This window comes from Nocardia sienata NBRC 100364 (genome assembly GCF_001613205.1).
GTDB classification, from domain to species: Bacteria; Actinomycetota; Actinomycetes; order Mycobacteriales; family Mycobacteriaceae; genus Nocardia; species Nocardia sienata.
In genome coordinates this window covers 475,134-499,432 of sequence record NZ_BDBX01000004.1, presented here as the reverse complement: position 1 = coordinate 499,432, position 24,299 = coordinate 475,134, and the positions used below count along the sequence as shown (strand labels likewise).

The 24,299-nt window shown below is 67.8% G+C and carries 28 protein-coding genes; 19 read left to right on the top strand and 9 right to left on the bottom strand.

Going from position 1 to position 24,299, the window contains the following annotated elements:
• Positions 1–2: 2 nt before the first annotated feature.
• The 7 genes from NS4_RS05385 (at position 3) to NS4_RS05355 (ending at position 3,009) form a co-directional block, all read left to right on the top strand.
• The gene (locus NS4_RS05385) at positions 3–269 is read left to right on the top strand and encodes a gas vesicle protein GvpG (protein ID WP_063058311.1); all 267 of its coding nucleotides are present in this window, start codon (positions 3–5) and stop codon (positions 267–269) included.
• Positions 266–595: a gas vesicle protein GvpO gene (gene gvpO, locus NS4_RS05380; RefSeq protein ID WP_063058310.1), complete on the top strand. Its 330-nt coding sequence runs from the start codon at positions 266–268 to the stop codon at positions 593–595. Before NS4_RS05385 ends, gvpO begins: the two co-directional genes overlap by 4 nt.
• On the top strand, positions 592–1,005 hold the full coding sequence (gvpJ, locus tag NS4_RS05375) for a gas vesicle protein GvpJ (RefSeq protein WP_063058309.1): 414 nt from the start codon (positions 592–594) through the stop codon (positions 1,003–1,005). Before gvpO ends, gvpJ begins: the two co-directional genes overlap by 4 nt.
• Positions 1,002–1,790: a GvpL/GvpF family gas vesicle protein gene (locus tag NS4_RS05370; RefSeq protein ID WP_063058308.1), complete on the top strand. Its 789-nt coding sequence runs from the start codon at positions 1,002–1,004 to the stop codon at positions 1,788–1,790. Before gvpJ ends, NS4_RS05370 begins: the two co-directional genes overlap by 4 nt.
• On the top strand, positions 1,787–1,978 hold the full coding sequence (locus NS4_RS05365) for a gas vesicle protein (RefSeq protein WP_157105896.1): 192 nt from the start codon (positions 1,787–1,789) through the stop codon (positions 1,976–1,978). Before NS4_RS05370 ends, NS4_RS05365 begins: the two co-directional genes overlap by 4 nt.
• Positions 1,975–2,280 carry a gas vesicle protein K gene (locus NS4_RS05360; RefSeq protein ID WP_063058306.1) on the top strand — a complete coding sequence of 102 codons (306 nt, stop codon included), beginning with the start codon at positions 1,975–1,977 and terminating at the stop codon, positions 2,278–2,280. The genes NS4_RS05365 and NS4_RS05360 overlap by 4 nt, the downstream gene beginning before the upstream one ends.
• Before the next feature lie 84 nt (positions 2,281–2,364).
• On the top strand, positions 2,365–3,009 hold the full coding sequence (locus NS4_RS05355; RefSeq protein ID WP_063058305.1) for a LysE family translocator: 645 nt from the start codon (positions 2,365–2,367) through the stop codon (positions 3,007–3,009).
• A gap of 211 nt (positions 3,010–3,220) precedes the next feature.
• Here the strand turns inward: NS4_RS05355 and NS4_RS05350 are convergent, their stop codons facing one another.
• The 3 genes from NS4_RS05350 to NS4_RS33825 form a co-directional block, all read right to left on the bottom strand.
• Complete coding sequence (locus tag NS4_RS05350; RefSeq protein ID WP_063058304.1) at positions 3,221–4,015, bottom strand: SDR family NAD(P)-dependent oxidoreductase; 795 nt, start codon at positions 4,013–4,015, stop codon at positions 3,221–3,223.
• 58 nt (positions 4,016–4,073) lie between these two features.
• Entirely contained in the window at positions 4,074–4,391 is a 318-nt protein-coding gene (locus tag NS4_RS05345) for a DUF2795 domain-containing protein (RefSeq protein ID WP_063058303.1), read from the bottom strand.
• Positions 4,392–4,482: 91 nt separating this feature from the next.
• The gene (locus NS4_RS33825; RefSeq protein ID WP_063058302.1) at positions 4,483–5,205 is read right to left on the bottom strand and encodes a VldE C-terminal domain-containing protein; all 723 of its coding nucleotides are present in this window, start codon (positions 5,203–5,205) and stop codon (positions 4,483–4,485) included.
• A gap of 294 nt (positions 5,206–5,499) precedes the next feature.
• On the opposite strand from NS4_RS33825, the gene NS4_RS05335 reads away from it, so the two are divergent.
• The 5 genes from NS4_RS05335 to NS4_RS05315 all read left to right on the top strand — a co-directional run bounded on the left by NS4_RS05335 (position 5,500) and on the right by NS4_RS05315 (position 10,706).
• The gene (locus NS4_RS05335; protein ID WP_063058301.1) at positions 5,500–6,210 is read left to right on the top strand and encodes a TenA family protein; all 711 of its coding nucleotides are present in this window, start codon (positions 5,500–5,502) and stop codon (positions 6,208–6,210) included.
• Between the two features lie 146 nt (positions 6,211–6,356).
• Entirely contained in the window at positions 6,357–7,379 is a 1,023-nt protein-coding gene (locus tag NS4_RS05330; protein WP_063058300.1) for an ABC transporter substrate-binding protein, read from the top strand.
• On the top strand, positions 7,357–8,205 hold the full coding sequence (locus NS4_RS05325) for an ABC transporter permease (protein ID WP_084486779.1): 849 nt from the start codon (positions 7,357–7,359) through the stop codon (positions 8,203–8,205). The genes NS4_RS05330 and NS4_RS05325 overlap by 23 nt, the downstream gene beginning before the upstream one ends.
• Positions 8,198–9,007, top strand: a complete 810-nt coding sequence (locus NS4_RS05320) for an ABC transporter ATP-binding protein (protein ID WP_063058299.1) — start codon at positions 8,198–8,200, stop codon at positions 9,005–9,007. The genes NS4_RS05325 and NS4_RS05320 overlap by 8 nt, the downstream gene beginning before the upstream one ends.
• Positions 9,008–9,152: 145 nt before the next feature.
• The gene (locus tag NS4_RS05315; protein WP_063058298.1) at positions 9,153–10,706 is read left to right on the top strand and encodes an AMP-binding protein; all 1,554 of its coding nucleotides are present in this window, start codon (positions 9,153–9,155) and stop codon (positions 10,704–10,706) included.
• 21 nt (positions 10,707–10,727) lie between these two features.
• Here the strand turns inward: NS4_RS05315 and NS4_RS05310 are convergent, their stop codons facing one another.
• The 5 genes from NS4_RS05310 to NS4_RS05290 form a co-directional block, all read right to left on the bottom strand.
• Complete coding sequence (locus NS4_RS05310) at positions 10,728–11,090, bottom strand: cupin domain-containing protein (protein WP_063058297.1); 363 nt, start codon at positions 11,088–11,090, stop codon at positions 10,728–10,730.
• A gap of 243 nt (positions 11,091–11,333) precedes the next feature.
• Positions 11,334–12,587, bottom strand: a complete 1,254-nt coding sequence (locus tag NS4_RS05305; RefSeq protein WP_063058296.1) for an FAD-dependent oxidoreductase — start codon at positions 12,585–12,587, stop codon at positions 11,334–11,336.
• A 12-nt stretch (positions 12,588–12,599) separates the two neighbouring features.
• The gene (locus NS4_RS32905) at positions 12,600–13,226 is read right to left on the bottom strand and encodes a maleylpyruvate isomerase family mycothiol-dependent enzyme (protein WP_063058295.1); all 627 of its coding nucleotides are present in this window, start codon (positions 13,224–13,226) and stop codon (positions 12,600–12,602) included.
• A complete protein-coding gene (locus NS4_RS32900; RefSeq protein WP_063058294.1) occupies positions 13,223–14,053 on the bottom strand; it encodes a fumarylacetoacetate hydrolase family protein in 831 nt (276 codons plus the stop codon). The genes NS4_RS32905 and NS4_RS32900 overlap by 4 nt, the downstream gene beginning before the upstream one ends.
• Positions 14,050–15,207, bottom strand: a complete 1,158-nt coding sequence (locus tag NS4_RS05290) for a cupin domain-containing protein (RefSeq protein ID WP_063058293.1) — start codon at positions 15,205–15,207, stop codon at positions 14,050–14,052. Before NS4_RS05290 ends, NS4_RS32900 begins: the two co-directional genes overlap by 4 nt.
• 64 nt (positions 15,208–15,271) lie before the next feature.
• Between NS4_RS05290 and NS4_RS05285 the strand changes: the two genes are divergently transcribed.
• A complete protein-coding gene (locus NS4_RS05285) occupies positions 15,272–16,048 on the top strand; it encodes an IclR family transcriptional regulator (protein WP_063058292.1) in 777 nt (258 codons plus the stop codon).
• A 164-nt stretch (positions 16,049–16,212) separates the two neighbouring features.
• Here NS4_RS05285 and NS4_RS05280 read toward each other — a convergent pair whose 3' ends face one another.
• On the bottom strand, positions 16,213–16,974 hold the full coding sequence (locus NS4_RS05280; protein ID WP_169811724.1) for an IclR family transcriptional regulator: 762 nt from the start codon (positions 16,972–16,974) through the stop codon (positions 16,213–16,215).
• Positions 16,975–17,147: 173 nt separating this feature from the next.
• Here NS4_RS05280 and accB point away from each other — a divergent pair, with 173 nt between their 5' ends.
• From accB to NS4_RS05250, 6 genes are read left to right on the top strand one after another with little or no spacing between them, the layout of a single operon-like run.
• Entirely contained in the window at positions 17,148–17,654 is a 507-nt protein-coding gene (accB, locus tag NS4_RS05275) for an acetyl-CoA carboxylase biotin carboxyl carrier protein (RefSeq protein WP_063058290.1), read from the top strand.
• Entirely contained in the window at positions 17,651–19,000 is a 1,350-nt protein-coding gene (locus NS4_RS05270) for an acetyl-CoA carboxylase biotin carboxylase subunit (RefSeq protein WP_063058289.1), read from the top strand. The genes accB and NS4_RS05270 overlap by 4 nt, the downstream gene beginning before the upstream one ends.
• The gene (locus NS4_RS05265) at positions 19,000–20,472 is read left to right on the top strand and encodes a pyruvate/oxaloacetate carboxyltransferase (RefSeq protein WP_063058288.1); all 1,473 of its coding nucleotides are present in this window, start codon (positions 19,000–19,002) and stop codon (positions 20,470–20,472) included. Before NS4_RS05270 ends, NS4_RS05265 begins: the two co-directional genes overlap by 1 nt.
• On the top strand, positions 20,469–21,392 hold the full coding sequence (locus tag NS4_RS05260; protein ID WP_157105894.1) for an HAD-IIA family hydrolase: 924 nt from the start codon (positions 20,469–20,471) through the stop codon (positions 21,390–21,392). The genes NS4_RS05265 and NS4_RS05260 overlap by 4 nt, the downstream gene beginning before the upstream one ends.
• Positions 21,325–23,196 carry a PEP-utilizing enzyme gene (locus NS4_RS05255; RefSeq protein WP_063058287.1) on the top strand — a complete coding sequence of 624 codons (1,872 nt, stop codon included), beginning with the start codon at positions 21,325–21,327 and terminating at the stop codon, positions 23,194–23,196. The genes NS4_RS05260 and NS4_RS05255 overlap by 68 nt, the downstream gene beginning before the upstream one ends.
• Before the next feature lie 10 nt (positions 23,197–23,206).
• Positions 23,207–24,292: a PEP/pyruvate-binding domain-containing protein gene (locus tag NS4_RS05250; RefSeq protein WP_063058286.1), complete on the top strand. Its 1,086-nt coding sequence runs from the start codon at positions 23,207–23,209 to the stop codon at positions 24,290–24,292.
• The last annotated feature ends 7 nt before the right edge of the window (positions 24,293–24,299 follow it).

Sequence of the window (24,299 nt, the reverse complement as noted above, 5' to 3'; positions counted from 1 at the left end):
ACATGGGGCTGCTGTCGTCGATCGTCCTGTTGCCGCTGGCTCCGGTCCGCGGGGTGATCTGGCTGGGTGAAGTGATCCAGGAGCAGGTCGATCAACAGTGGCGCAGTCCGGCCGCCGTCCGGCGCGATATCGAGGAGATCGAGGAAGCGGCCGCGGCCGGCGAGATCTCCGAGGACGAGCGCGACCGGGCGTTGCGGGAGGTTCTCTCCCGGATCAGGCGTCCGGCCGGAGGGGCCCTGCCACCCGGTGAAGGGAGACCGTCACCATGAGCCGCAGGTCGACCACCGAGAATGCCGCGGATATCGATCCGGATCCGGACCAGCCTCTCACCGCCAGGGAGGCCGCGGCGGCGGCGATCGAACATCTGAGGGAGCTGACGTCGAAATCCGTGGAGGGGGTGACCTCGATGGAGCCGCTCGAAGACGGCCGGCTGGTGGAGATCGAGGTGCTCGAGGACCACCGCATCCCCTCGTCGGCCGATATGCTCGCGCTCTACGAAGTGGAGATCGATTTCGACGGGAATCTGCTGGCCTACCGCAGAACCGCCCGCTATGCGCGCGGTAGCACCGAGATCGGCGGAAGAGGCCGGCGATGACGGTGGTCGGAGGGGGTGGGTCCTACGAGCCGCAGCCCTACGGCGGCGGGCATCAATCGACCAACCTCGCCGACATTCTCGAACGGGTCCTCGACAAAGGCCTGGTCATCGCGGGCGATATCCAGGTGAACCTGCTCGACATCGAATTGCTCACCATCAAACTGCGCCTGGTCGTCGCATCCCTGGAAACCGCCAAGGCCGTGGGTATCGACTGGTGGGAAACCGACCCGTGGCTCAACAGCAAGGCCCGGACACTCGAGCGGCAGGACCGTGACCTCGAGCTGGAGAACCGGGAATTACGGGACCGGATAGCCCAACTCGAAGCCGGACGCGGGCGCCGCGAAGCCGTCGAAGAACGCCGCGAAGCCGTCGAAGAACGGCGCGCATCGCGGGAGAGCGATCGGCCGTGACGGGCGGGACCGGTGTCTGGCTGTATGCGGTGACGGCGGCCGCGGACGCTGCTGCGGGATTCGACGGGCTCACCGGAGTGGCCGGCGAACCGGTCCGGGTCGTGGTCTGCGAGCCGCTCGCCGCACTCGTGGGTTCGGTCCCGCTCGACGTGTTCGGGGAGCAGCCGCTGAGCCGGAACCTGGAGGATCTGGACTGGCTGGCCGCCACCGCCCGGGCGCACGATGTGGTGGTGTCCGCGGCGGTACGCCGGGCCCCGTCGGCCCCGTTGCGGCTGGCGACCGTTTTTCTCGACGACGAGCGCGTGCGGGAACTGCTGCGCGACCGGCAGGCGGATCTGGAGGCGGCGCTGGTTCTGGTCAGCGGTCGCACGGAGTGGGGCGTGAAGGTCTACGGGGATCGTGCCGCACTCACCGCGGCAGTCGCCGAGGCCCGCGCCGAAGACACCGGGAAAGGTGCGGGCGCGGCCTATCTCGCCCGCCGCCGCGCTCAGCTGTCCGCGCAGGAGACCGTGGAACACGATGCGGCGCAGCGTGCGGAGCTCATCCATACCCGGTTGAGCCGTCGCGCCGCGGCCGGTCGCCGTCAGCCGACCACCGATCCCGCGCTGAGTGGTCGCAGTGATTGGATGGTGCTCAACGGGACCTACCTGGTCGACGACGAACGTGCCGGGGATTTCGCCGCGGCCGTCGACGCGCTCGCTGCCGAATTCCCGGGTATCCGACTCGAGCTCACCGGCCCGTGGCCTCCGTATTCGTTCGCGGGTGTGGAACGCGAGCCGCGGTGAACAGCGTCGACAGCGAGCGCCGGATCGCCCTGGTCGACCTGCTGGACCGGGTGCTGGCGGGTGGTGTCGTCGTCACCGGCGATATCAAGCTCGCCATCGCCGATGTCGACCTGGTGCAGATCTCGTTGCGGGCGCTGATCTCTTCGGTCAGCACGTTGTACGGGCCCACGCAGGAGCCCCGGGCATGACCGAATTCGACGGTATCTCACCGCGTATCGACACCGATCCCGAATCGGTGGAGCGTGGCCTGGTCACCCTCGTCCTCACCCTGGTGGAACTGCTGCGTCAGCTGATGGAGCGGCAGGCCCTGCGGCGCGTCGACGCCGGCGATCTGAGCGAGGACCAGGTCGAGCGCATCGGCACCACGCTGATGCTCCTCGAGCAGCGAATGGACGAGCTGCGCGAGCATTTCGGCCTGACCCCCGAAGACCTCAATATCGACCTCGGCCCACTCGGGCCGCTACTGCCGGAGCACCCTTCCGGCAGGTGACCGGAATATAGCTGCCGGTGTCATCGCACACCGGCCCGCCGATTCCGGGGCACGGCACCCGCTGTCCGGACATAGAATTCGCTGATGGTTCCCGTCGCCAATCTGCTCGCCTTCGTCGCCGCCGCCACCCTCATCGTCGTGGTTCCCGGGCCCGGCGTGCTGTTCACCATCGGGCGCGCACTCACCCTCGGGCGCCGCGCGGCACTGATCTCGGTGTTGGGCCACTCGCTGGGTGTACAGATCGCCCTGCTGTTCGTCGCGGTGGGATTGGGCGCGGTGCTGGCGGCCTCGGCCACCGCCATGGCGATCGTCAAGGTGGCGGGTGCGCTGTACCTGATCCATCTCGGGGTCCAGGCCATCCGGGAGCGGAAGGCGCTGCGTGAGGTGCTGGGTGCGCCCGTAGCACCGGTGAGCGGGCGCCGGGTGTTCCGGCAGAGCGTGGTCGTCGGTGTCACCAACCCGAAGGCGATCGTATTCTTCGCCGCGGTGCTACCCCATTTCGCCGATCAGGCCGCGGGATCGCTACCGCTGCAGCTGCTGGTGCTGGGCTCGATCTTCCTGGTGATCGCCCTCATATGTGACAGCACCTGGGCCTTGCTCGCCTCCGCGGCGCGTAGCTGGTTCGCGCGGTCGCCGAAACGGCTGGAGGCCGTCGGTGGTGCGGGCGGGGCACTGATCGTCGGGCTCGGTGCGTCGGTCGCGGTGGAGCAGGGCGTCTCCGGTCGGTGAACACCCGGCGTGGCGTGGGCTGTACTCATCCTGCCGGGTCCACTCGGCGGCAGGGCACTGGGTCTGCCCGGCGATCCCGTCATCTCATCGCCCCGGGAACAGCCGCACAAGGTGCCGGCCACAATGGGGACCGTGTGCGGGTCTACTGCGGCAGGGAAAGCTGGCTGCTGTGTCGTGGGCCGCTCTCCCCCGGGCCATCCGGGCGAGCAGGTCAGGAACGGTGGGGGAGTGCGGCATTCATCACCCGGCTCGCGGTGACCTTGACCGAATCGGGCAGTACATGCGCGACAGTGGCCAGCGCACGGGTCCCCAGCGATCCGCCGACGACCTTCTGCTTGTCCTGCAGCAGCGCGTCCACACCTTGTCGCGCCACGCGTGCCGGATCCTCCTTGGGGCCGCGACCCATCGGGGTATCGAGGAGACCGGCGCGGCGGAAGAAATCCGTATCGGTCGGTCCCGGCATCAGCGCGGTCACGGTCACTCCGGTATCGCGCACTTCTTCCCGCAACGCCTCGGCGAAGGACTGGATGAACGATTTCGACGCGTGGTACACCGCCTGCCCGGCGCCGGGCATCATCGCCGCGACCGAGGAGGTGAACAGCAGTCCACCGGTGTCGCGCCGCACCATATCGCCCAGTGTCAACTTGGCCAGGTGCACGGTCGAGCGCACATTGAGCGCGATCAGATCGAGTTCGTCGTCGAGGTCGGTCTCGGCGAAGTTGCCGCCGCGACCGACTCCCGCGTTGAGCGCGACCGCGTCGAGCGGCCGTTCGTCCTGGGTCGCCGCGGAGTACACCTGTTCGACGCCCTCCGGCGTGCGCAGATCGGCCTGGACCGCACGTACCTCGATGCCGGGACGGCGCACAGTATCGGCCGCGACTTCGATCTCCGCGTCCTCGGCGGCCATGACCACGTCATAGCCGCGTTCGGCGAACACGGTGGCGAGTTCCAGACCGATACCGCTCGAGGCGCCGGTCACGAGAGCTAGGGGATGTGTCGTGGTCATCTGCCGCGGCTACCCAGCTTCGGGCGGATCATGCCGCCGTTCCCAGTCCGGTATCCGGTCAGCTGTCGCGGTTGTATCCGAGTTCCTCGGTGATCGGATTGGGCGGGACCTCGATCTCCTGCTCCGCCAGACCCGGATGGTGGTGGGTGCGCCGTTGAGCGGCCCGGGCCGCCGGCGACCGCTGCGGCTCGAGATTCACCGATTGCAGAACTTCCTGCAGATTGCCGTAGGTCTCCGGTGGAATGGCCTTCAGCGCGCGCACCGTGTCGCTATCGGCGTGCGCCCGGGTCGCGCAGTGCACCAGTTCCGGTTTCTCGGCCGGAAAATCGGCGTCGGAGAGTGCCGCCCGGACTCGATCCGCATCGGTTGCGACCATCGTCGTCCTCCTTGTTTCGCCTCGACGGTCGGGTGATTGCGGTGGCGCGATACCCACCGGGCCCGCCGCTAACCCGAAACGTGGAAGCGGGTCAGCAGGTCACGTGGATATCGGCCGTCGAGTCGAACGAGACGTGTACGTGGTCGTAGTGATTGGCGGTGGGGTCGCCGCGATCCTCCATGTACGACCAGCCGCTGCCGTCGTTGTACCGCTGCTGCCAGATCACATAGGTCACGCCGAAGCGTTCTTTGTTGGCCAGCACGAAGTCGGCGATCGCGTCGCCGCGGGCGGGATCGTAGGTCATGAAGTCGAGCGCCAGACCCGCGCCGTGATCGCCGTCGTAGCGGCCGTTGGCGCCGCCGATATCGCCGACGCCGAACGTTTTGTCGATCAGGTTGCCCACCTGTGCCACCTGCGGACGCGCCCCGGCGAGTTCGGTGGAGCACGGGACGACAGGAGGCGGGGGAGGCGGGGGAGGCGCATGCCGTTTCGCGTAGCGGGCGGGGTCTGGAAGCCGGGCGACCGTGGCCGCCGGTGCCGGCGTATCGGGCACGTTCGTCGTCACCTCCGGAATCCGGCCGATGCCGGCTATCGGTTGCGGCGCAGCCGGCGCGTGCGTCGTTGCCTGCGCGGGCTTGCCGAGGTCGCCGGCGGCGGGGACGGACGTCGCGTCGGCTGCCGCCGCGACGGGTTGCGCATCCGGGCCGGGGCGCGCCGTCACCGACAGCGCGATCACCGCCGTCGCCGCGATCGCGCTTCCGGCCAGCGGAGCGATCTTTCCGACTCGGGCCGGTTTACGGTGTTGACCAGGCATAATGATGACTACTCGTAACGCTCGACGACAAGATCACTGTTAGATTACGAAATGGTCGCGGAAATGTCACGATCGGTGACGCACTTGGGCCACGGCCCGGTCCGGTTCGTGCACGTGGGCGTCACTGCGGCTGCCCAATGGCCACTCCCGTGAACCGATCCCGGTACGACCTACCGCCCACCGCGCGCCGCTCAACTGTTATGGTCGGATTCGTTCTGACACGGGGTGCTCCGCGAACGCGGGGCTGAGAACATACCCGAGAACCTGTCCAGGTAATGCTGACGAAGGAATGTCTTGGCTGTACGCGCGCACACCACCGAATCCGGCGTATTCACCGAACACCTCTGGAAGCGCACCGAAGGTCTGCGCGGTGCCATCGATGAGCTCGAATTCCTGCGCCGGCTCGGCGACGGCACCCTCCCGCTCGAGGTGTTCCGCACCTACGTAGAGCAGGATTCGCTGTATCTCGCCGGCTATTCGAAGGCGCTCGCCCTCCTTTCGGCCAAGTCACCCGACGCGCAGGCCGCGCGGTTCTGGGCCGGTTCGGCCGCCACAGCGGTCGCCGTCGAGGCGGAACTGCACCACGATCTGCTCAGCGACAGCCGGCTTCCCGCCCGCGCGGGCGAGCCGGAACCGTCGACGGCATGCCTGGGATACGTCTCCTATCTCATCGCCACCGCCGCGACCGAGTCGTACGCCGTAGGCGCGGCGGCCGCGCTGCCGTGTTTCTGGATCTACGCCGAGGTCGGCCGTGGCCTGGCCGCGAGCGCGGCCGCGGTCCTCGCGGCCGACCCCGGCCATCCATACGCCCAGTGGGTGTCCACCTATGGCGCCGCGGAGTTCCAGGAGGCCGCGGCCACGGCCCGGTCGTTCGTCGACGCGGCGGCCGAGGCCGCGAGCGAGCGGGACCGTGCGGCGATGGCGACAGCGTTCACCGTGGCCACCCGGTACGAGCTGATGTTCTGGGACACCGCCCTGCATCCGCAGCCCTGGCCCGCCGCATGAGCGAGTCAGGCCCGGAGGCGGCAGCGCAGCGTGACCACGGAGGGCCCTTGCTCATGCTCGATCGACACCGCATGAGCGAGTCAGGCCCGGAGGCGGCAGCGCAGCGTGACCACGGAGGGTCCTCGCTCATGCTCGATCGACACCGCATGAGCGGCCGCCTGCGCCGAATCCTCGCGCTCGTGGTCGCGACCGTGGCGGCGCTGTCCGCGCTCACCGCCTGCACCACGGGGCCCGGCGACGGCGAAACCATCCGATTCGCCCTGGACTGGACGCCGAACACCAACCACACGGGGTTGTTCGTCGCGCAGCAGCGCGGCTACTTCGCCGACGCCGGTCTGGATGTGCAGATCCTGCCGTACAACAACACCGCGGTCGATACGGTCATCGACGCCGGTAACGCCGAATTCGGTATCAGTACCCATAATTCGTCGACCTTCGCGCGGGCGTCGGGTGCGCATACGTTGTCCGTGCTCGCACCGCTGCAACACTGGGCGACCGGAATCGGGGTGAAGGCCGACCGCGCCGACATCACCCGTCCCAAGGATCTGGATGGCAAAACCTATGCCGGTTTCGGCGACCCCGGTGAGGTCGAAGCGCTCCAGCAGGTGATCCGCAACGACGGCGGCCGCGGGGAATTCACCACCGTCACCTTGGGCACCTCGGCCTATGAGGCCGTCTACTCGGGCCGAGCCGACTTCACCGTCTCCTACCTCGGCTGGGAGGGCATCGAGGCCGAGCACAACGGCACCCCGATGCGGTACTTCCGTTACACCGACTTCGGTTTCCCGGACGCATACGCGATCGTGATCGACGCCAACCAGGACTGGCTGGCCGCGAACCCCGACCGCGCGCGAAAGTTCGTGCAGGCCCTGCAGCGCGGTTACCAGTTCGCCGCGGACGACCCGGATGCCGCGGCGCGGGATCTCCTCGACGCCAACCCCGGCGCATTCAACGACGAGGGGCTGGTGTTCGAGAGTCAGCGCATGCTGGCCGAGCAATTCATGAAGGGCCCCGACGGCCGGGTGGGCGTCCAGACCCGCGAGCAGTGGGCCGCGAATTCCGGTTTCCTGTACGAGAAGGGTCTGCTGACCGGTCCCGACGGCGCCCCGCTGACCGAGGAACCGGACTGGTCGACCTACTTCACCAATGACTACCTCGCCGGCCCCTGACTGCTCCGAGGTCCGGCCCGAGCCGGATCCGGCCGCCCGGACCGCGCCGGGCCGATCGGCCGGGATCCCCTGGGTGCTCCCGTCTGTGGTGATGGTGGCGCTACTCGTCGTGCTGTGGCAGGTCTATGTCGAGGTCAGCGGTATCCGCCCGCAGCTGTTGCCGTCGCCGGCACGGGTCGTGGCGCAGGGGTGGGCGCACCGCGAGAAGATCGGGGTCCATGCCGCCGCCACCCTCCAGGTGACACTGACCGGATTCGCGGTATCGCTGAGCCTGGCCTGGCTGCTGGCCGTCGTGGTCGACTTCTCGCCCTGGCTGCGGCGCGCGTTGGTACCGCTGTTCGTGGCCTCTCAGACATTGCCGATCATCGCGATCGCGCCGTTGATGATCATCTGGTTCGGTTTCGGGCTGCTCCCGAAAGTGCTCGTCGTCGCGCTCGTCACCTTCTTCCCGATGGCGATCGGGCTGATCGAGGGATTCGCCGCGGCCGACCGCGAGGCGGGTGCGCTGCTGCGCAGTATGGGGGCGTCCCGGGTTCAGGTGTTCCGTTACGTGCGGTTGCCCTCCGCGGTGCCGCGATTCTTCACCGCATTGCGGATCGGCATCACCTATGCGGTCGTCGGCGCGGTCTTCGCCGAATACGTCGGCGCCAGCGAGGGCCTCGGCATCTATATGAGCCTGCAGAAGAACTCCTTCCGCACCGACCTGGTGCTGGCGGCGGTACTCGTGACCGCTGCGCTCAGCATCGCGTTGTACCTGCTGACCTTCGCGATCGAACGGCTCGTCGCACCGTGGTCCCGCGCGGAGAACAGGAGTCGGCATGACTGACGCGCGCGGGCACCGGATCGTCGTCGACGGTCTCACCAAATCGTTTCCGCGGCCCGGTCGGCGCCGCCCCGACCGGCAGGTCCTCGGTGGTGTGTCGTTCACCGCGCAGCCGGGCGAGTTCGTCTCCGTCATCGGTCCCAGTGGCTGCGGCAAGAGCACCGTCTTCAATATGCTGGCCGGTCTGGAGACCCCCGACTCGGGCAGTATCCGGTTCGGCACGGGCGACGGTGAGCCGACGGCCCCGCACTGCGCCTATATGCCGCAGAAGGATCTGCTGTTTCCCTGGCGCACCGTCCTGGACAACACCGTCCTGGGACTACAGGTGCACGGTGTCCCGAAACCGGAGGCCCGGCGCCGGGCCCGCGAACTGTTCCCGGTCTTCGGATTGTCCGGATTCGAGGACGCCCGGCCGTCCCAGCTCTCCGGCGGTATGCGGCAGCGGGCGGCATTGCTGCGGACCGTGGTCCAGGAACGCGAACTGCTGCTGCTGGACGAGCCGTTCGGCGCACTGGACTCGCTGACCCGCACCGAGATGCAGTCGTGGCTCCAGGAGGTCTGGCAGCGCTACCGGTGGATGGTGCTGATGATCACCCACGACATCCGGGAAGCGGTGTACCTGTCGGACCGGGTGATCGTGCTGTCGGCGCGTCCGGCCACCGTGCGCCGGGACGTGCGTGTCGATCTGCCGCGGCCCCGGGAGCTGTCGATGATCACGACCCCCGAGTTCGTGGCCCTGGAACAGGACCTGCTCGGCGTACTCCACGAGGAAGCACGTCACGCGCTCGCTCAGCGAGACGGCTGAGCCCCACCCGGGGCCGATCGCCACGGTGCGGATGGACCGCCGTAAGAATTCCGGCCCGCGGTGACCGATTCGGCGAGACAATCGTCGGACCGCCGGAAGGTCCGCAGAATCGCCTCCCGGGGCACGCAGGATCCGTAGGAGGGCCATGTTCGTCCCGTTCAGTGTCTCCGATTTCCTCGATCGCGCCGAAACCGTGTACGGCGACCGGATCGGTATCGTCGACGAACCCGCCCAGCCCGCACCCGGCCAGGGCTCGCTGACCTATTCCCGGGTCGCCGACCTCGCCCGCAGACAGGCCGCCCGCCTCGACGAACTGGGTATCGGGGCCGGGGACCGGGTCGCGCTGGTCAGCCACAATTCGAGCCGGCTGCTGACCTCGTTCTTCGGGGTGAGCGGCTGGGGCCGGGTGCTGGTCCCGATCAACTTCCGCCTGCGCCCGGACGAGGTGCGCTACATCGTCGAGAACTCCGGGGCCCGCGCCCTGTACGTGGATCCGGAACTCGCCGACTCGCTCGGCGAGGTCGACTGCGAGCACAAGTTCGTGCTGGGCGGCGACACCGACCTCTACGCCGCCCCCGGGGCGGTTCCGCGGCCGTGGGAACCCGACGAATCCGCCACCGCCACCATCAACTACACCTCCGGGACCACCGCCCGCCCCAAGGGCGTGCAGATCACCCATCGCAGTATCTGGGTCAATGCCGTCACCTTCGGCCTGCACGCCACGATCAGCGACCGCGACGTCTATCTGCACACCCTGCCGATGTTCCACGCGAACGGCTGGGGCATGCCGTTCGCGATGACCGGCGTCGGTGCCCGCCACATCGTCCTGCGCAAGATAGACGGCGCCGAGATCCTGCGCCGCGTCCGCGATCACGGCGTCACGGTGCTGTGCGCGGCGCCGGCGGTCGCGGCCGCGGTACTCGACGCGGCGCAGACCTGGAAGGGTGAGATCCCCGGACGCGACCGGGTGCGGATCATCATGGCCGGGGCGCCGCCGCCGACGAAAACCGTCGCCCGTGTCGAAGAGGAACTCGGCTGGGAGTTCATCCAGATCTACGGTCTGACCGAAACTTCACCGCTGCTGACCGTCAACCGCTCCCGGGCCGAATGGGACGACCTCGATCCCGAGGCCAGGGCCGCGAAGCTGACCCGCGCCGGGGCCCCGGCCCTGGGCGTCCGGTTGCGGTCCGAGGAACCCGAGGAGGGCGCGGGCGAGGTGCTGGCCCGGTCCAATGTGGTGATGGAGGGCTACTGGGACCGCCCCGAGGAGAGCGCGGCCGCGCTGGCCGGCGGATGGTTCCACACCGGCGACGGCGGAGCCTTCGGCGACGACGGCTACCTGACCATCGCCGACCGCAAAAAGGATGTGATCATCACCGGCGGCGAGAACGTGTCCTCGATCGAAGTCGAGGACTGCCTGTTCTCCCATCCCGCCGTCGCCGAGGTGGCGGTGATCGCGGTACCGAGCGACAAATGGGGCGAGACCATCAAAGCGCTGGTCGTGCTGACCACGGACGCCGAAGCGAGCAATGCGACCGAAGCGGAGCTGATCGCCTGGTGCAAACAGCGACTGGCCGGCTACAAGGCGCCGACCTCGGTGGAGTTCCGCAGCGAACTGGCCCGGACCGCGACCGGAAAACTTCAGAAGTTCACACTGCGCGCACCGTACTGGAGCGGCCGCGGCCGCCAGGTCAACTGATATCCGGCGGACGCGCGAAGCTCACCGCTTGGCGTAGTCGGTGACCCCCTGCCAGTCGATCATGACGCAGGGTTCGTCGCCGACGGTCCAGGCATCGTGTCCGGGTGGGACGATCATGAAATCGCCGGGGCCGTATTCCTGTTTCTCGCCGTCGTCCATGACCACCGCCAGATGCCCCGAGAGGCAGTAGCCCGTATGGGGCGCCTGGCAACTGTCGGTCCCGGCGATCGGCCGGACATGTTCCGACCAGCGCCAGCCGGGTTCGAAGACCGCCCGGCCCACCGGGCCGGCGTCGAGGTTGACCAGGTCCATCTTGCCCTTGCCTGCCTCGAATGGACGGGTTTCCTCGGGTGAATCGAAGCTCTTGCGTACCAAACCGGACATAATCGTTCTCCTCGGTACTGCGAATCCCCGTTCCGGATGGGTCGGATTTCTCCTTCGGGCGCCCGCGCTGCCGATCTCGGCACAGCCGAGCATTTGATGTGACAGGCATCACATTTTACTGGCGGGCCGGTGGCGGCGGCAAGGCAGTAGGCCCCCACAGCCGTGCGAGCCGGACGTCCGGTGGAGACCGCCCGCCCGCGACCGGTTCGCGGCCGGACCGGTCGCAGGTCCGGCGCCGGGCGACTACACGGGCCAGGCACCCACCCGGTCGGCCGAGTCGAGCGGTATCGGCTCGAACATCGCGGGTTCGTCCGCGGGGAACAGGGCAGTCGGACCGTAGATCCAGTCGGTGAACGAGTAGTCGCCGACCGCGCGCTCCCGCAGCAGCACATTGCGCTGCGCGCGCCGGATCCCGTCGAGATGCCAGAGTTCACCCCACGCCCGGGCCGTCAGCACCACCCGCCGGCAGTGTTCCGGACGGACCGCCTCGTACGCCGCGAGTGCCCCCAACCAGTCGACCACACCGTCGGTGTCCCGCAGCCGCCGGACATGTTCGGCGAGTACCCACCCGTCCTCGATCGCCATGATCGCGCCCTGCGCCATGTACTGGAGCGGTGGGTGGGCGGCGTCGCCGAGCAGCGCGATCCGTCCGTCGACCCAGGTGTCGATCGGGTCGCGGTCGTACATCCGCCACCATTTGTCCCGCCACATATGCGGCAGCCGATCCTGGACGAAATCGCAGGTCGCGGCGAAAGCGGTATCGAGTTCGTCGGGAGTGCCCCAGTCGTCGAGCCCGGCCACGGCCTTCGGGGATTCGAACACCGCCACCTGGTTGAGCAGATCGCCGCCCCGCAGCCCGTAGTGGACGAAATGGCAGCGCGGACCGACATAGACGACCACTTCGGAGAGGTCCACCGGCCGGTCCACCTCCGCGATCGGCACGGTACCGCGGTAGGCGACATAGGCCGAGGACACCGGCCGGTCGTCGGTGAACAGTGTGCGCGCGATGGAATGCAACCCGTCGGCCGCGATCACGATATTCGCCTCGTGCACAGCACCGGCTTGCGTTGTCGCACCGGCTTTTCCCTCGCCCTGGGCGTAGGAGACGACACGCTGTTCGGTGAGTAGTTCGACACCCGCGTCCCGGCACGCCTCCAGGAACAGCGCGTGCAGATCACTGCGGTGGATGACCAGGTACGGGAAGCCGTACTCGCGTTCCAGATCGCGCAGGTCGAGTGAGGTCAGTTCGCTTCCGTCGACCGCGTCCCGCATCACCATCCGGTCGGGCACGACCCCGCGGGCCTTCACCTCGCCCAGCAGACCGTAGTCGTCGAGGATGCGGGTGCAGTTGGGCGCGAGCTGAATGCCCGCGCCGACCTCACCGAACTGTTTCGCCTGCTCCAGGACCCGTACCTGCAGGCCGAGCCGGGACAGCGCGAAAGCGGTACTCAGCCCGCCGATGCCGCCGCCGACGATGACGACGTCAGGGGTGCTCACAATGAGCCTCCTCTACAACCAGGGGCCGAGGTCGGGGACGCCGGCGAGGGAATGGGGACGACCGGCGAGGTACGCGGTGACCTCGGGTAGCGGGCCGTCGGGGATTTCGTCGAGTCCGCGTTTGCCCCGGATATCGGTGACGAGCGCGGACAGGAACGCGTCGGGGAGGTCGGCGAAGGTGGTGCCCGTGCCGAGATCGACGGCATGGACACACACCTCGCGCGCCCGCAGCCACGGGATCTCCGTGGCCGGGACGGTCCGCCCCTGCGCGGTGACGACCTCGTTGTGCCAGTCGTCGCCGTGCAGCGCCGCCATCGCGACGGACAGTTTGCGCACCGCCTCGTTCAACCAGGCGGTCAGCTCGTCCGCGGCCAGCGCGGCGCCCGACTCGATATCGGCATTGCGCTGGTCGGGCGAGGAATACATCGGCGTGCGTTCGCCGGTGCGGGCCCAGCGCACCAGATTTCCGAGCGCGTCGGCATTGGCCGCGACATGCGCCACCAGATGCTTACGCGTCCACCCGGGCAGGCCGCTCGGCGCCGACATCGACTGGTCGTCGAGCAGAGCGGCCTGCGTGACGAACAGCCCCGTCCCGTGTTCGGCCCACTTCAGCGAGTCGGCGTGGGTCCGCCCGGTCACGAGGCCTTCACGACCTTGTTCGTGCACGCCCCCAGCCCGGCGATCCGGGTCACCACGGTTTCCCCGCCGACCAGATAGACCTTCGGGTCCCGGGCGTGACCGACCCCGGCCGGGGTGCCGGTGGCGATCAGGTCGCCGGGGTTCAGCCGGATCACCGTCGAGATGTACTGCACCAGGCGCACCGGGTCGAACAGCAGCGTCCCGGTGTCGTCGTGCTGCATGACCTGTCCGTCGACCAGCGTCTCCACCTCGAGCGCCGGCCGCACTCCGCCGACCTCGTCCGGGGTGACGACATAGGGTCCGACCGGGGTGGAGGAGTCCCAGATCTTGCCCTGCGTCCATTCGATCGTCCGGAACTGCCAGTCCCGCACCGACACATCGTTCATCACGGTGAACCCCGCGATGGCGTCCGCGGCTTCGGCCTCGGTGGCCCGCCGCACCGGCTTGCCCACGACCACCACCAGCTCGACCTCCCAGTCCAGCGCGTCGGTCTCGGCCGGTTTCACGATCGGATCGTCCGGTCCGATGAGGCTGTCGGCGAACTTCGGGAAAAGGGTCGGGTAGCTGGGGAGTTCGCGCCCCATCTCCTTGATGTGGTTGGTGTAGTTGTGCCCGACGCAGATCACCTTCGACGGGTTCGGCACCACCGCGGCGAAATCCGCGCCGGCCGCCGGCCAGGTCCGCCCGGTGGCCTCGGCCGCGATCGTGGCCCAGTCGTCCCGGGCGAACAGCGCGCCGAGGTCGGCGTAGCCCAGGTCGACGAGCGTGTCACCGTCGAGGCGCACCGCGCGGGTGCCGCCGTCGACGCGAAGGGTGGCGAGTTTCATCGGGTGATCTCCTGACGGTCGAGCCGGAGCGCCTCGAAAACGGGCGCGTCCGAGAAACGGAAGAGGTCCAGGGCGCCGGAGTCGGAGTCGGTGCCACCGGCTTCCGACTTGGCGGAGAAGGGTTCCCACGAGGGGACGACGAACAGGTCACCGCGGGTGATCGACCAGCTCTTGTCTCCCACGGTCACCGTGCCGGACCCGTCGAAGACCTGATACACCGACGATCCGGTCTCCCGGACCGGCGCGGTCTCCGCGCCCCGGGTGATCCGGTGGAATTCCGCCCGCATGGTCGGCAGCACATCGGTGCCGTCGTGCGGATTCGAGAACCGCACGGCCGCGTGCCCGGGTTCGACGGTGCCGCCGTACCCCTCCTTCTCCAACAGCAGTTGATCGTTCAACGCGGCATCCGTGTGCTCCCACTTGTAGGCCAGCAACGGCGACCCCGGCGCCACCGCACCCACCGACAGCGGCCGCAGCCCCGGGTGCCCCCACAACCGTTCCGACCGCGACCGCTGTGGCGTGATCCGCTCCGCATCACTGATCTCCGCGCGCCCGAACTCGAAGAACTGCGATTCCACGACGTACTGGAACGGAATGTCCAGTCCGTCGATCCAGGCCATCGGCTCCGAGGTCGCATTGTGGTGCGCATGCCAGTTCCACCCGGCCTGCGGTAGGAAATCCCCGCGCCGCATCGGCACCGCGTCGCCGTCGGCCGTGTCCCCGGTGCCGCCGACCACCGTCCACACCCCCGACCCCTCCACCACGAACCGGAAGGCGTGCTGGGTATGCCGGTGCTCCGGGGCGTCCTCGCCGGGCATCAGATACTGGATCGCGGCCCACAATGTCGGCGTCGCGAACGGCCGCCCACCGAGCGCCGGATTCGCCAGCGCGATCGCCCGCCGCTCACCTCCGCGACCGACCGGCACGATATCGCCCGCCTGCGCCGCCAGCCGCAGCAGATTCTCCCACCGCCACAGATGCGGTACCGCTCGCGATCGCGGATGCGCCGGCATGAGATCACCGATCTCGGTCCACAGCGGAACCAGCAACTCCTGCTCGAAGCCGCGGTACAGCTCCTCCAGGGCGGGGGTGACGTCCGGTTGGTCCGGCGCCGCGACCGCCCGCAGGCGGACGGGGGTGTCAGTGGTGCTCATATCGCCTACACTGGCCCTTGTCGAGAATGCAGAACAGTGAATTCTGGAGAACAGAACGAGGGGCATGGGCAACGCAGCACCGAAGACGCCACCGGCATATGTTGTGACCAGCGCGGATCACGCACTGCGGGCAGCAGTCATGCTGCAGTTGGAGGGTGGGTTGACGGTCAGCCAGGTCGCCGAACGGCTCGGGGTGGCGCGGTCGACCGCGCACCGGTTGCTGCAGACGCTGGTGTACCGGGATTTCGCGGTACAGGACGAGCAGCGGGTCTATCACCCGGGCCCGGTGCTCGAGCTCGCCGCGCACTCGCAGTCACGGACATCGCGGCTCCGGGCGGCTGCGCTGCCGCATCTGCAACGGCTGGTCGATCTGGTGGGGGAGTCGGCGAACCTGACGATCCGGACGGGGGATACGGCGCGGTTCATCGCCAGTGTGGAATGCCGGCAGGTATTGCGGGTCGGGTCGCGGGAGGGGATGGTCTTCCCGGCCCATCGCACGACCGCCGGCCTGGTGCTGCTCGCGGAGCTCGACCCGGCCGAGTTGGCCGAGCTCTACGAGGAGGCACGATATACGGAGCGCCCCGATGAACGGCCGGACCTGCCGAGTCTGCGCACTCGGCTCACCACGGTGCGACGGGCGGGATTCGCGCTGAACGACGGGCTATCCGAGCGCGGAGTGGTCGCGGTCGGGGTTGCGGTGCGGGACGGGGACGGGACCGCGCTGGCGGGTCTGTCGGTATCGATGCCCTCGGTCCGCTACGACCGGAAGCAGTTACCGGCCCTGGTCGCCACCCTGCAGCGCGCCGCCGGCGGAATCGAAGCGAGCCGCGGCGACCAATAGGAATGGCTTGTCCTCGGTGGAGGAGGCCAGAGCAGTACACCGCGGACGGACGTCGGTTGGTCCCTGTGGGTAGTTCTGCCGGTTCGACTCGTGAGCTGCCCGGCCGCCGGGTGGGCCGCCGGGCGGGCTCGTCACCGAGGCCGGAGTACCGCCCCGGCACCGGCCTATTGCGACCGTAGTTTCTCCTCGATCATCGCTACCGCCTCGTGGAGGGTTTGGGCCAATCGGCCCAGGTTGTGGGGGTCGAATCGGGGGCTCGGGACAGCGATCGTGAGTGCCGCGACCGGCCGGCGATCGCTACCGTGGACACACATTCCGATTCCGCACACCCCGCTCTCGGTCTCGCCGGTATTGACGCCGTAGCCGATTGTGCGGACGCCCTCGAGATGGCTCTTCAGCGCGGCGACGTCGGTGATCCGCGCGGTGCGCCACGGTGTGAGTCCGTTGTGGTAGACGGTGTCCACCTCGTCGTCGCCGAGCGCGGCGAGCAGCGCCTTACCGCCGGCCGAGCAATAGGCCGGCATCTGGTCGCCGATCCGGGCCGCGATCTTGAGGACGGTGCGGGCCTCGACGCCGTCGATGAACTCGATATTCGGCCCATTCAAGATCATCAGATGACTCGTCTCGCCGACGGCATCGGTCAGCCATTCGAGCGCCGGTCGGGCGGCTTTGCGTAGTGCGCCCTGGTTGACCCCGCTGCCGAGCATCGCGGCGAGTTCCGGTCCCGCCCGGTACCGGCGATCGCGATCTTGGATGGCGAAACCCCGGGCACACAGGGCGGCGAGCAGGCGGTGCGCGGTCGATGGGACCACCCCCAGGTGTTCGGCCGCGGCGGTCACGCTCATTCGGGAACCGTCGCGCAGCAGGAGTACCAGCTGTAGAGCCCGGTCCACCGATTCGAGCCGCGAGGGCGCATGATTTCTCACAGGAGAATCTTGACACGAATGTTTGCCTTCTCGCGAAAGTTTGATTATGTTCATCGCAGTGACGGCGGACACATTCCCCTTTTTGGAAGCTCCGCAGCAGTCACCTTCGCAGGCGTGGGCAATCGGATAGGCCCTGTCACCCGCCGCCCCAGCCCCAAGGAAGGTCAACGGCAATGGATTTCGACCTCGAGGAACTCGCGGCGATCATCGAGCAATTGGACAAGACCGAGTTCACCGAGTTTCGCTTCGAGAAGGGCGACCTGAACCTCCTGGTCCGCCGCGGCACACCGGCCGAGGGCGGTGGCGCCCCGGAATTCGCGTCCACGACCCCGCTCGAGGCGACGACGCCGAACAGCGCCCGCCCCACCGCGCCACTGGATGCACCCGCGACCCTCGCTGCCGAACCGGCCGCGCCGGCACCCGCGTCCAGCAGCGACGAGATCGTTGTCACCGCGCCGATGCTCGGGACTTTCTACCGCTCCCCGAAGCCGGGTGAGCGGCCGTTCGTCGAGGTCGGCGACAAGGTCGAGCTCGACTCGGTGCTCGGCATCATCGAAGTCATGAAACTGATGAACTCGGTTCCGGCCGGTGCCGAGGGCGAGGTCACGGCGATCTATGCCACCGACGGCGACCTCGTCGAATTCGATCAGCCGCTGTTCGCCATCAGGCCGATCGCATGACCCCGCGCATATTCATCGCCAACCGGGGCGAGATCGCCGTCCGAATCATCGAGGCATGTGATCGCCTCGGCTTCGACACCGTCCTGGGCGTCTCCACCGCCGACCGAGCCACCCTGGCGACTCGCCGAGCCGGACGGGTGGTCACCCTCGGAGGCCCCCGCGCGACCGATAGTTACCTCGACATCGACGCTGTCGTCCACGCCGCGATCGCGACCGGTTGCACCGCGGTCCATCCGGGATACGGATTTCTCTCCGAACGTCCCGCCTTCGCCCGACGGTGCGCCGAGAACGGGCTGACCTTCATCGGCCCGCAGCCCGAAGCCCTCGAGGCACTGGGAGACAAGCTGCGCGCCCGTGCCCTCGCCGAATCGGTCGGCGTACCGGTATCGGCCGGGGGTACGGCGGGCACCCTCGCGGAGGTCATCGAGCTCGCCGACAACATCGGCTACCCCGTACTGATCAAAGCCGCGCACGGCGGCGGCGGCCGTGGGATGAAGCGGGTTACCGACGCGACCCAACTCGCCGAGGCATGGCAGGTGGCCTCCGCCGAGGCGGAAGTTTCCTTCGGCGATGGAACGGTCTTCCTCGAACGCTATATCGAAGACGCCAAACATATCGAGGTCCAGATTCTCGGTGATCGACACGGGAATCGGGTCCACCTCGGCGAGCGCGAGTGCACGGTGCAGTACCGCTATCAGAAGGTCGTGGAGGAAAGCCCTTGTGCGGCGCTGCCGGCGGCGACCCGAGCGCTCCTGCACGACAGCGCCTTGCGGATCGCCGACGCCCTGGACTATATCGGACTGGGAACGGTCGAATTCCTCTACGACGTCGAACGCGATACCCTCGCGTTCCTCGAGGTCAATCCGCGGATCCAGGTCGAGCACCCGGTCACCGAGGCCGTCACCGGTATCGACCTGGTGCGCGAGCAGATTCTGGTGGCCCTGGGTGAACCGCTGCCGTTCGGGCAGGCCGATATCCGTGTCACCGGCCACGCGATCGAATGCCGGATCACCGCCCAGGACCCGGCTCGGGCGATGGCCCCCGCACCGGGCCCGGTGAAGCGGTGGCGCCCGCCGATGGGCGGTGGTATCCGCCTCGACTCACATATCTACGAGGGATATTCGTTCCCGCCGTACTACGACGCACTGATGGGCAAGCTGATCACCTGGGGCGAGGCCCGCTCGTCCGCGCTCGCCCGCATGAGCAATGCCCTCGACGATTTCGAGATCGGCGGCATCACCACCTCCCTTCTGTTGCTCAGTCGGATCGTCGGCCACTCCGACTATCTCGCCAACACTGTCACCACCCGGTGGCTGGAGCGCATCCTGGACGAAGGAGACAACTGATGACCGATGTATCACTCGTCGACGTCTCCCTGCGAGACGGTAACCAAAGCATCTGGGGTGCCACGGGTATCACGACACGGATGATCGAGGGGGTCACCCCGCTACTCGATCGGGTCGGGTATCGAGCCCTGGAACTCGCCTCGAGTACGATCCTGGCCACGGCAGTCCGATATCACCGTGAGGACCCCTGGGACCGGATCCGCGCCGCCCGTGACCGCGCCCCGAACACAAAACTCGGATTCCTCACCACCGGTAAGCGTTTCATCACGTTCCATCGCACCCCCGACGCGGTATTCGAGCTCGCTTTCACACTGCTGGCCCGCAACGGCATCACCCGTTTGTGGGTGATCGATCCGATGCACGATATGGCCGGGGCCAAGCGCACAGCGGAAATGGCCAAGCGTGTCGGATTCGACGAGGTGGTCGCGGGGATCTGCTACACCACCAGCCCGGTACACACCGACGCGCATTTTGCCGCGAAGATCGCCGAGCTCGACGATTGCGCGGCCATCGATTCCCTCTATCTGAAAGACCCCGCCGGTCTGCTCACCTCCGAGCGTTTGCGCACGCTGGTCCCGCAGCTCCAATCGAGCCTGCGCACCTTGAAACTCGACGAGATCCACTCCCACAGCACGATCGGCCTCTCACCGATCACCGTGCTCGAGGCCGCCGACCTGGGGATAAGTACTCTCCACTGTGCGCTGCCGCCCTTGGCGAACGGTGGCTCGCATCCCGAGGCCCAGCGCCTGGTCGCGAATTTACGCGCCCGTGGCCACCGGGTCGAGGTCGATCTCGACGGTATGGCCGCGGCGTCGGCGTACCTGCAGCGTCAGGCGAAGATCAAGAACCTGCCGGTGGCTTCCGTCAACGAATACGACGAGGCCTACTACCGGCACACGATCCCCGGCGGGGTCCAGTCCACCACCCGTCGCCAGTTGACCGAGATCCGCCGCCCCGAACTGTTCGATGCGGTGATCGAGGAGGCGGTCCAGGTTCGCGAAGACCTCGGCTGGCCGATTGTGATGACCCCGTTCGCCCAGTACATCGTCGCTCAGGCCACGCTCAATGTCATCACCGGCGAACGCTACAAACAGCTCTCCGATGAGGTGATCGATCTGCTGCGCGGTGACTTCGGCCCGCTACCGGGCCCGGTGAACCAGGATCTACTCGATCGGGCGCTGGCCACCCGGCGCGGGCAACAGAACGGCTCCGAGGGTGCCGATATCACGGTTGCCGAGCTACGTCGCCGGTTCGGCCGCACCCTCTCCGACGAAGAGCTGTTGCTGCGTGCGGTGATGCCGGCCGAACAGGTGGATGCCATGACCGCGGCCAAGGCGCACTCGCCCGCCGCCACGGTGAAACAGCTGCTGGGGTCGATCGGTGAGCGCTCGACCGCCACCCATGTCGAAATATCCACCGGTGATATCCGATTCAGTCTCGATCGCGCTCCCCGGAAGGCGGCCGTTTCGTGACCGACCGGCTTCCGACCGATACCCGCGCCTGGATCCTCGATGTCGACGGGTGCCTGATGCGCACCGCCCGCGCCGGTGGTTCCGGTGGCACCGCGATGCCCGCGGCCGGTGAGTTCGTCGCGGCCCTGCACCGGGCCGGACATGCGGTGATCGTATGCACCAATGCCTCCCAGCGACCCCCGGCGGAATACGCGCAACACCTGCGCGATAACGGAATCGAGATCGCCGACCAGGATTTCGTCACCGCCGGCAGCGCCGCGGCGGACTACATCGCGAACCATCATCGCGGTGCCCGCGTACTGGCGGTCGGCGATCGAGGACTGATCGAGCCGTTGACCGCGCACGGACTCGATCTCGCCGACCCCGGCGACCGGCCCGCCGATGTCGTGGTGGTCGGCGCCGCCGACAGCTACACCACCGCGGCGATCAATGCCGCGGCCCTGGCAGTCGATGCCGGCGCTGCGCTCTACACCACTGTGAACCTGCCGTGGTTCCACGGCGGCCTGGGTAAATCCGTCGCGGTCTCGGCCGCGATGGCACACGCCATCGCCTGGGCTGCCGGTGCCGAACCGATCGTGCTCGGCAAGCCGTCCGCCGCCCTGGGCGAAACCCTCACGTCCCGACTGGATGTTGATCCGGCCCAGATCTCGGTGGTCGGTGACGCCACCGCCGAAATCGACCTCGCGCGGTCGATGGGCGCCCACAGCGTCCTGGTGCTCTCGGGCGCCACGGATCCGGCCGCGCTGGCCGCCCTCCCCGATCCGCGGCGACCTGACCTGGTCGCCACCGATATCGAGGACCTGTACACCCGCCTGACCCCCATCTTCAGATCGACCAGCAAGGAGCCCGGGGATGACCTCTACTCAGCCCGCGAACCGGCCTGCCACCGCACCTGCCACCCGGTTCGCCTTCTTCGATGAGGCCGTCGCCCCCGCCGGTGCGCAGGGCTGGCAGTCGATGTATCCGTACTATCTCGTGCCCGACGCGGAGAACGCCGAGGTCGAGAATTCCCGATTCTGGTTCGCCGATACGATGCACTGGTCGCGCGGCTGCCATCCGTTCGACAGTATCGGCGCCGAGGCCGTCTATCTCGGGGCCGGACAGAACAGCACCCGGATTTTCGCCCTTCCGGTCTCGCTGGGCCTTGATGTGCGAATCGTCAACGGTTATGTCTATATCTCCCCGATCGCCGTCGAGGATCCCGTACGGATCGAAGAACGCGCGCGGCACTTCCAGGAGCGGGCGGGTTACTACTACGCCAATTGGGATGCGCTCTACGGTAAGTGGAAGACCAAGATGGAGGCCGCGATCGCCTCCCTGGGAGAGATCTCGTTCCCCCCACTCGGTGACTACGATCCGCTCGAGGTCGTCACCGAGGCTCGCGGGCGCTCCACTTCATGGGACATCATCGAGAATTATCACCGGCTGATCGATGAGTTCTTCCTGGTGTGGCAGTACCACTTCGAGTTCCTCAATCTGGGCTACGGCGGCTACATCACCTTCTTCCAATTCTGTAAGCAGGCCTTCCCGCAGATCAGCGAACAGGCCATCTCCAGAATGGTCGCCGGGATCGACATCCTGGCCTTCCGGCCCGATGACGAGCTGCGCGCACTTGCCGCTCTCGCCCATGAACTCGGCCTGGTCGAGATCATCGGTTCGGGAGCCGAGCCGGAGCAACTCTTCGCGACCCTGGCCGATACCGAGAACGGTCGCAGCTGGCTCGCCCGCTACGAGCAGGCGAAGTCACCCTGGTTCAACTACTTCGCCGAGTACGGCTTCACCCACGACCAGGACACCTGGGCGTCGAACCCCGCCATCCCGCTGCAGGGTATCGCGCGTTATGCGGCGAAGATCGCGGCCGGCGAGGATATCTCGCGGCCGGTCGAGCGGCTGCGCGCCGAGCGCGACGAGATCGTGGACGGCTACCGGAGCCTGCTGCAGCCGGCGGAGGCCGCCCAGTTCGACCAGCTCCTCGCGCTCGCCCGGACGGTGTTCCCCTATATCGAGGAGCACAACATCTACGTCGAACACTGGGCGCACAATGTGTTCTGGCAGAAGATGTGGGAGCTGGCCGACTTCCTGCTCGCCTCGGGTTTCACCACCGAACGCGACGACCTGTTCTACCTCAACCGCTTCGAACTCGATCAGGTTCTGTTCGATGTGGTCGAATCCTGGGCGATCGGTGTCGCGCCGCGCGGTCGCGCGCGGTGGCAGACCGAGATCACCCGGCGCCGCGGTATCGTGGCCGCGTTGCAGGCGCAGAGCGCGCCACCGGCCTATGGTGTACCACCCGCGCAGGTCACCGATCCGTTCGCGATCATGAACTACGGTGTCACGACCGAGCGGGTGGCCGACTGGCTCGGTGCCGGCGCCGACTCCGATCGGCTCAGCGGGGTGCCCGGTTCGATCGGCATCGTAGAGGGACCGGTGCGCGTACTGCGCAACGAAGCCGACCTCGCGCTGCTACAGCCCGGCGAGATCCTCGTCGCGCCGATCACCGCCCCGTCCTGGGCGGCCGCCTTCGCCGTCGCGGTCGGGGTGATCACCGATATCGGCGGCATGATGAGCCACGCCGCTATCGTGTGCCGGGAGTACGGCATTCCCGCGGTCGTCGGCACCGGTTACGCGACCGCTCGTCTCACCACCGGTCAGCGCGTGCGCATCGACGGTAAAGAAGGCACCGTCACCCTGCTCGAGGTCACCGACCCCACCTCCGCTCACTGAGGACGAGAACATGTACACCTACGATTTCGCAGCTCCGAGCTGCCGTGACGTCCGCCGGACCGGCGGTAAGGCCGCCGGCCTCGCCGAGATGACCGCGGCCGGGCTGCCGGTGGCCCCCGGTTTCGCGGTCACTGCCTCCGCTTACCGCGCATTCCTCGGTCAGGGTGCGGTCCGAGCCCAGCTCACCGCGATCCTCGACGATCTCGGCGACCGACGCGACCCGGCCGCCTTCGACACAGCCGACCGGGCGATCACCGAACTGTTCCGGTCGGTACCCCTGCCCGATGAGGTGGCGACGGCGGTCCGCTCGGCGTACGCCGAGCTGTGTACCACCACCGGAGTCGAGAACGTCGCGGTCGCAGTGCGCTCGAGCGCCACCGCAGAGGATTCGGTCGGCGCCAGTTTCGCCGGCGAGTTCGAGACCTGGGTCGATATCGTCGGCGCCGACGAGGTGCTCGCCCACGTTCACCAGTGTTACGTCAGCGTCTACTCCGGCCGGGTGCTGTCCTATCTGGCGGAAAAAAGCATCAGCCCGAACGATATCGAGATGGCGGTCGTGGTACAGAAGACCGTGCGCGCCCGATCGGCCGGGGTGATGTTCACGATCAGCCCCACCAGCGGCGATCGTTCGACGATCGCCCTCGAAGCGAGTTGGGGGCTCGGCTTGTCCGTGGTCGGCGGCGAAGTCACGCCGGACCGTTTCCTGGTCGACAAGATCGCGATGACGGTCACTGAACGCACGCTGGGCGATAAGCGGATCGAATACCGGCGCGGTGACGCGGCCCAGGATGTGCCCGCCGATCGCCGCGACATGCTATGTCTCGACGACGACGAGATCCTGGCACTGGCCGCCCTCGGCCGGAAGCTCGAAGGTATGCACGGCGCCCCGCAAGATATCGAATTCGCGGTCGACGAAGAGCTCGAACCCGGCCGTAATCTGCTGCTTCTGCAGTGCCGCCCGGAGACGGTGTGGTCCGGGATCGAACGCAAACCGGCCTTCGATGCGACAGCCGGTCTGATGGGGTGGGTGACCGGCAGCACTTCCGGGGCCGTCCCGGCACCGGCCGAAACCCACGATTTGTCCCACCAGCACTGAGGACGAC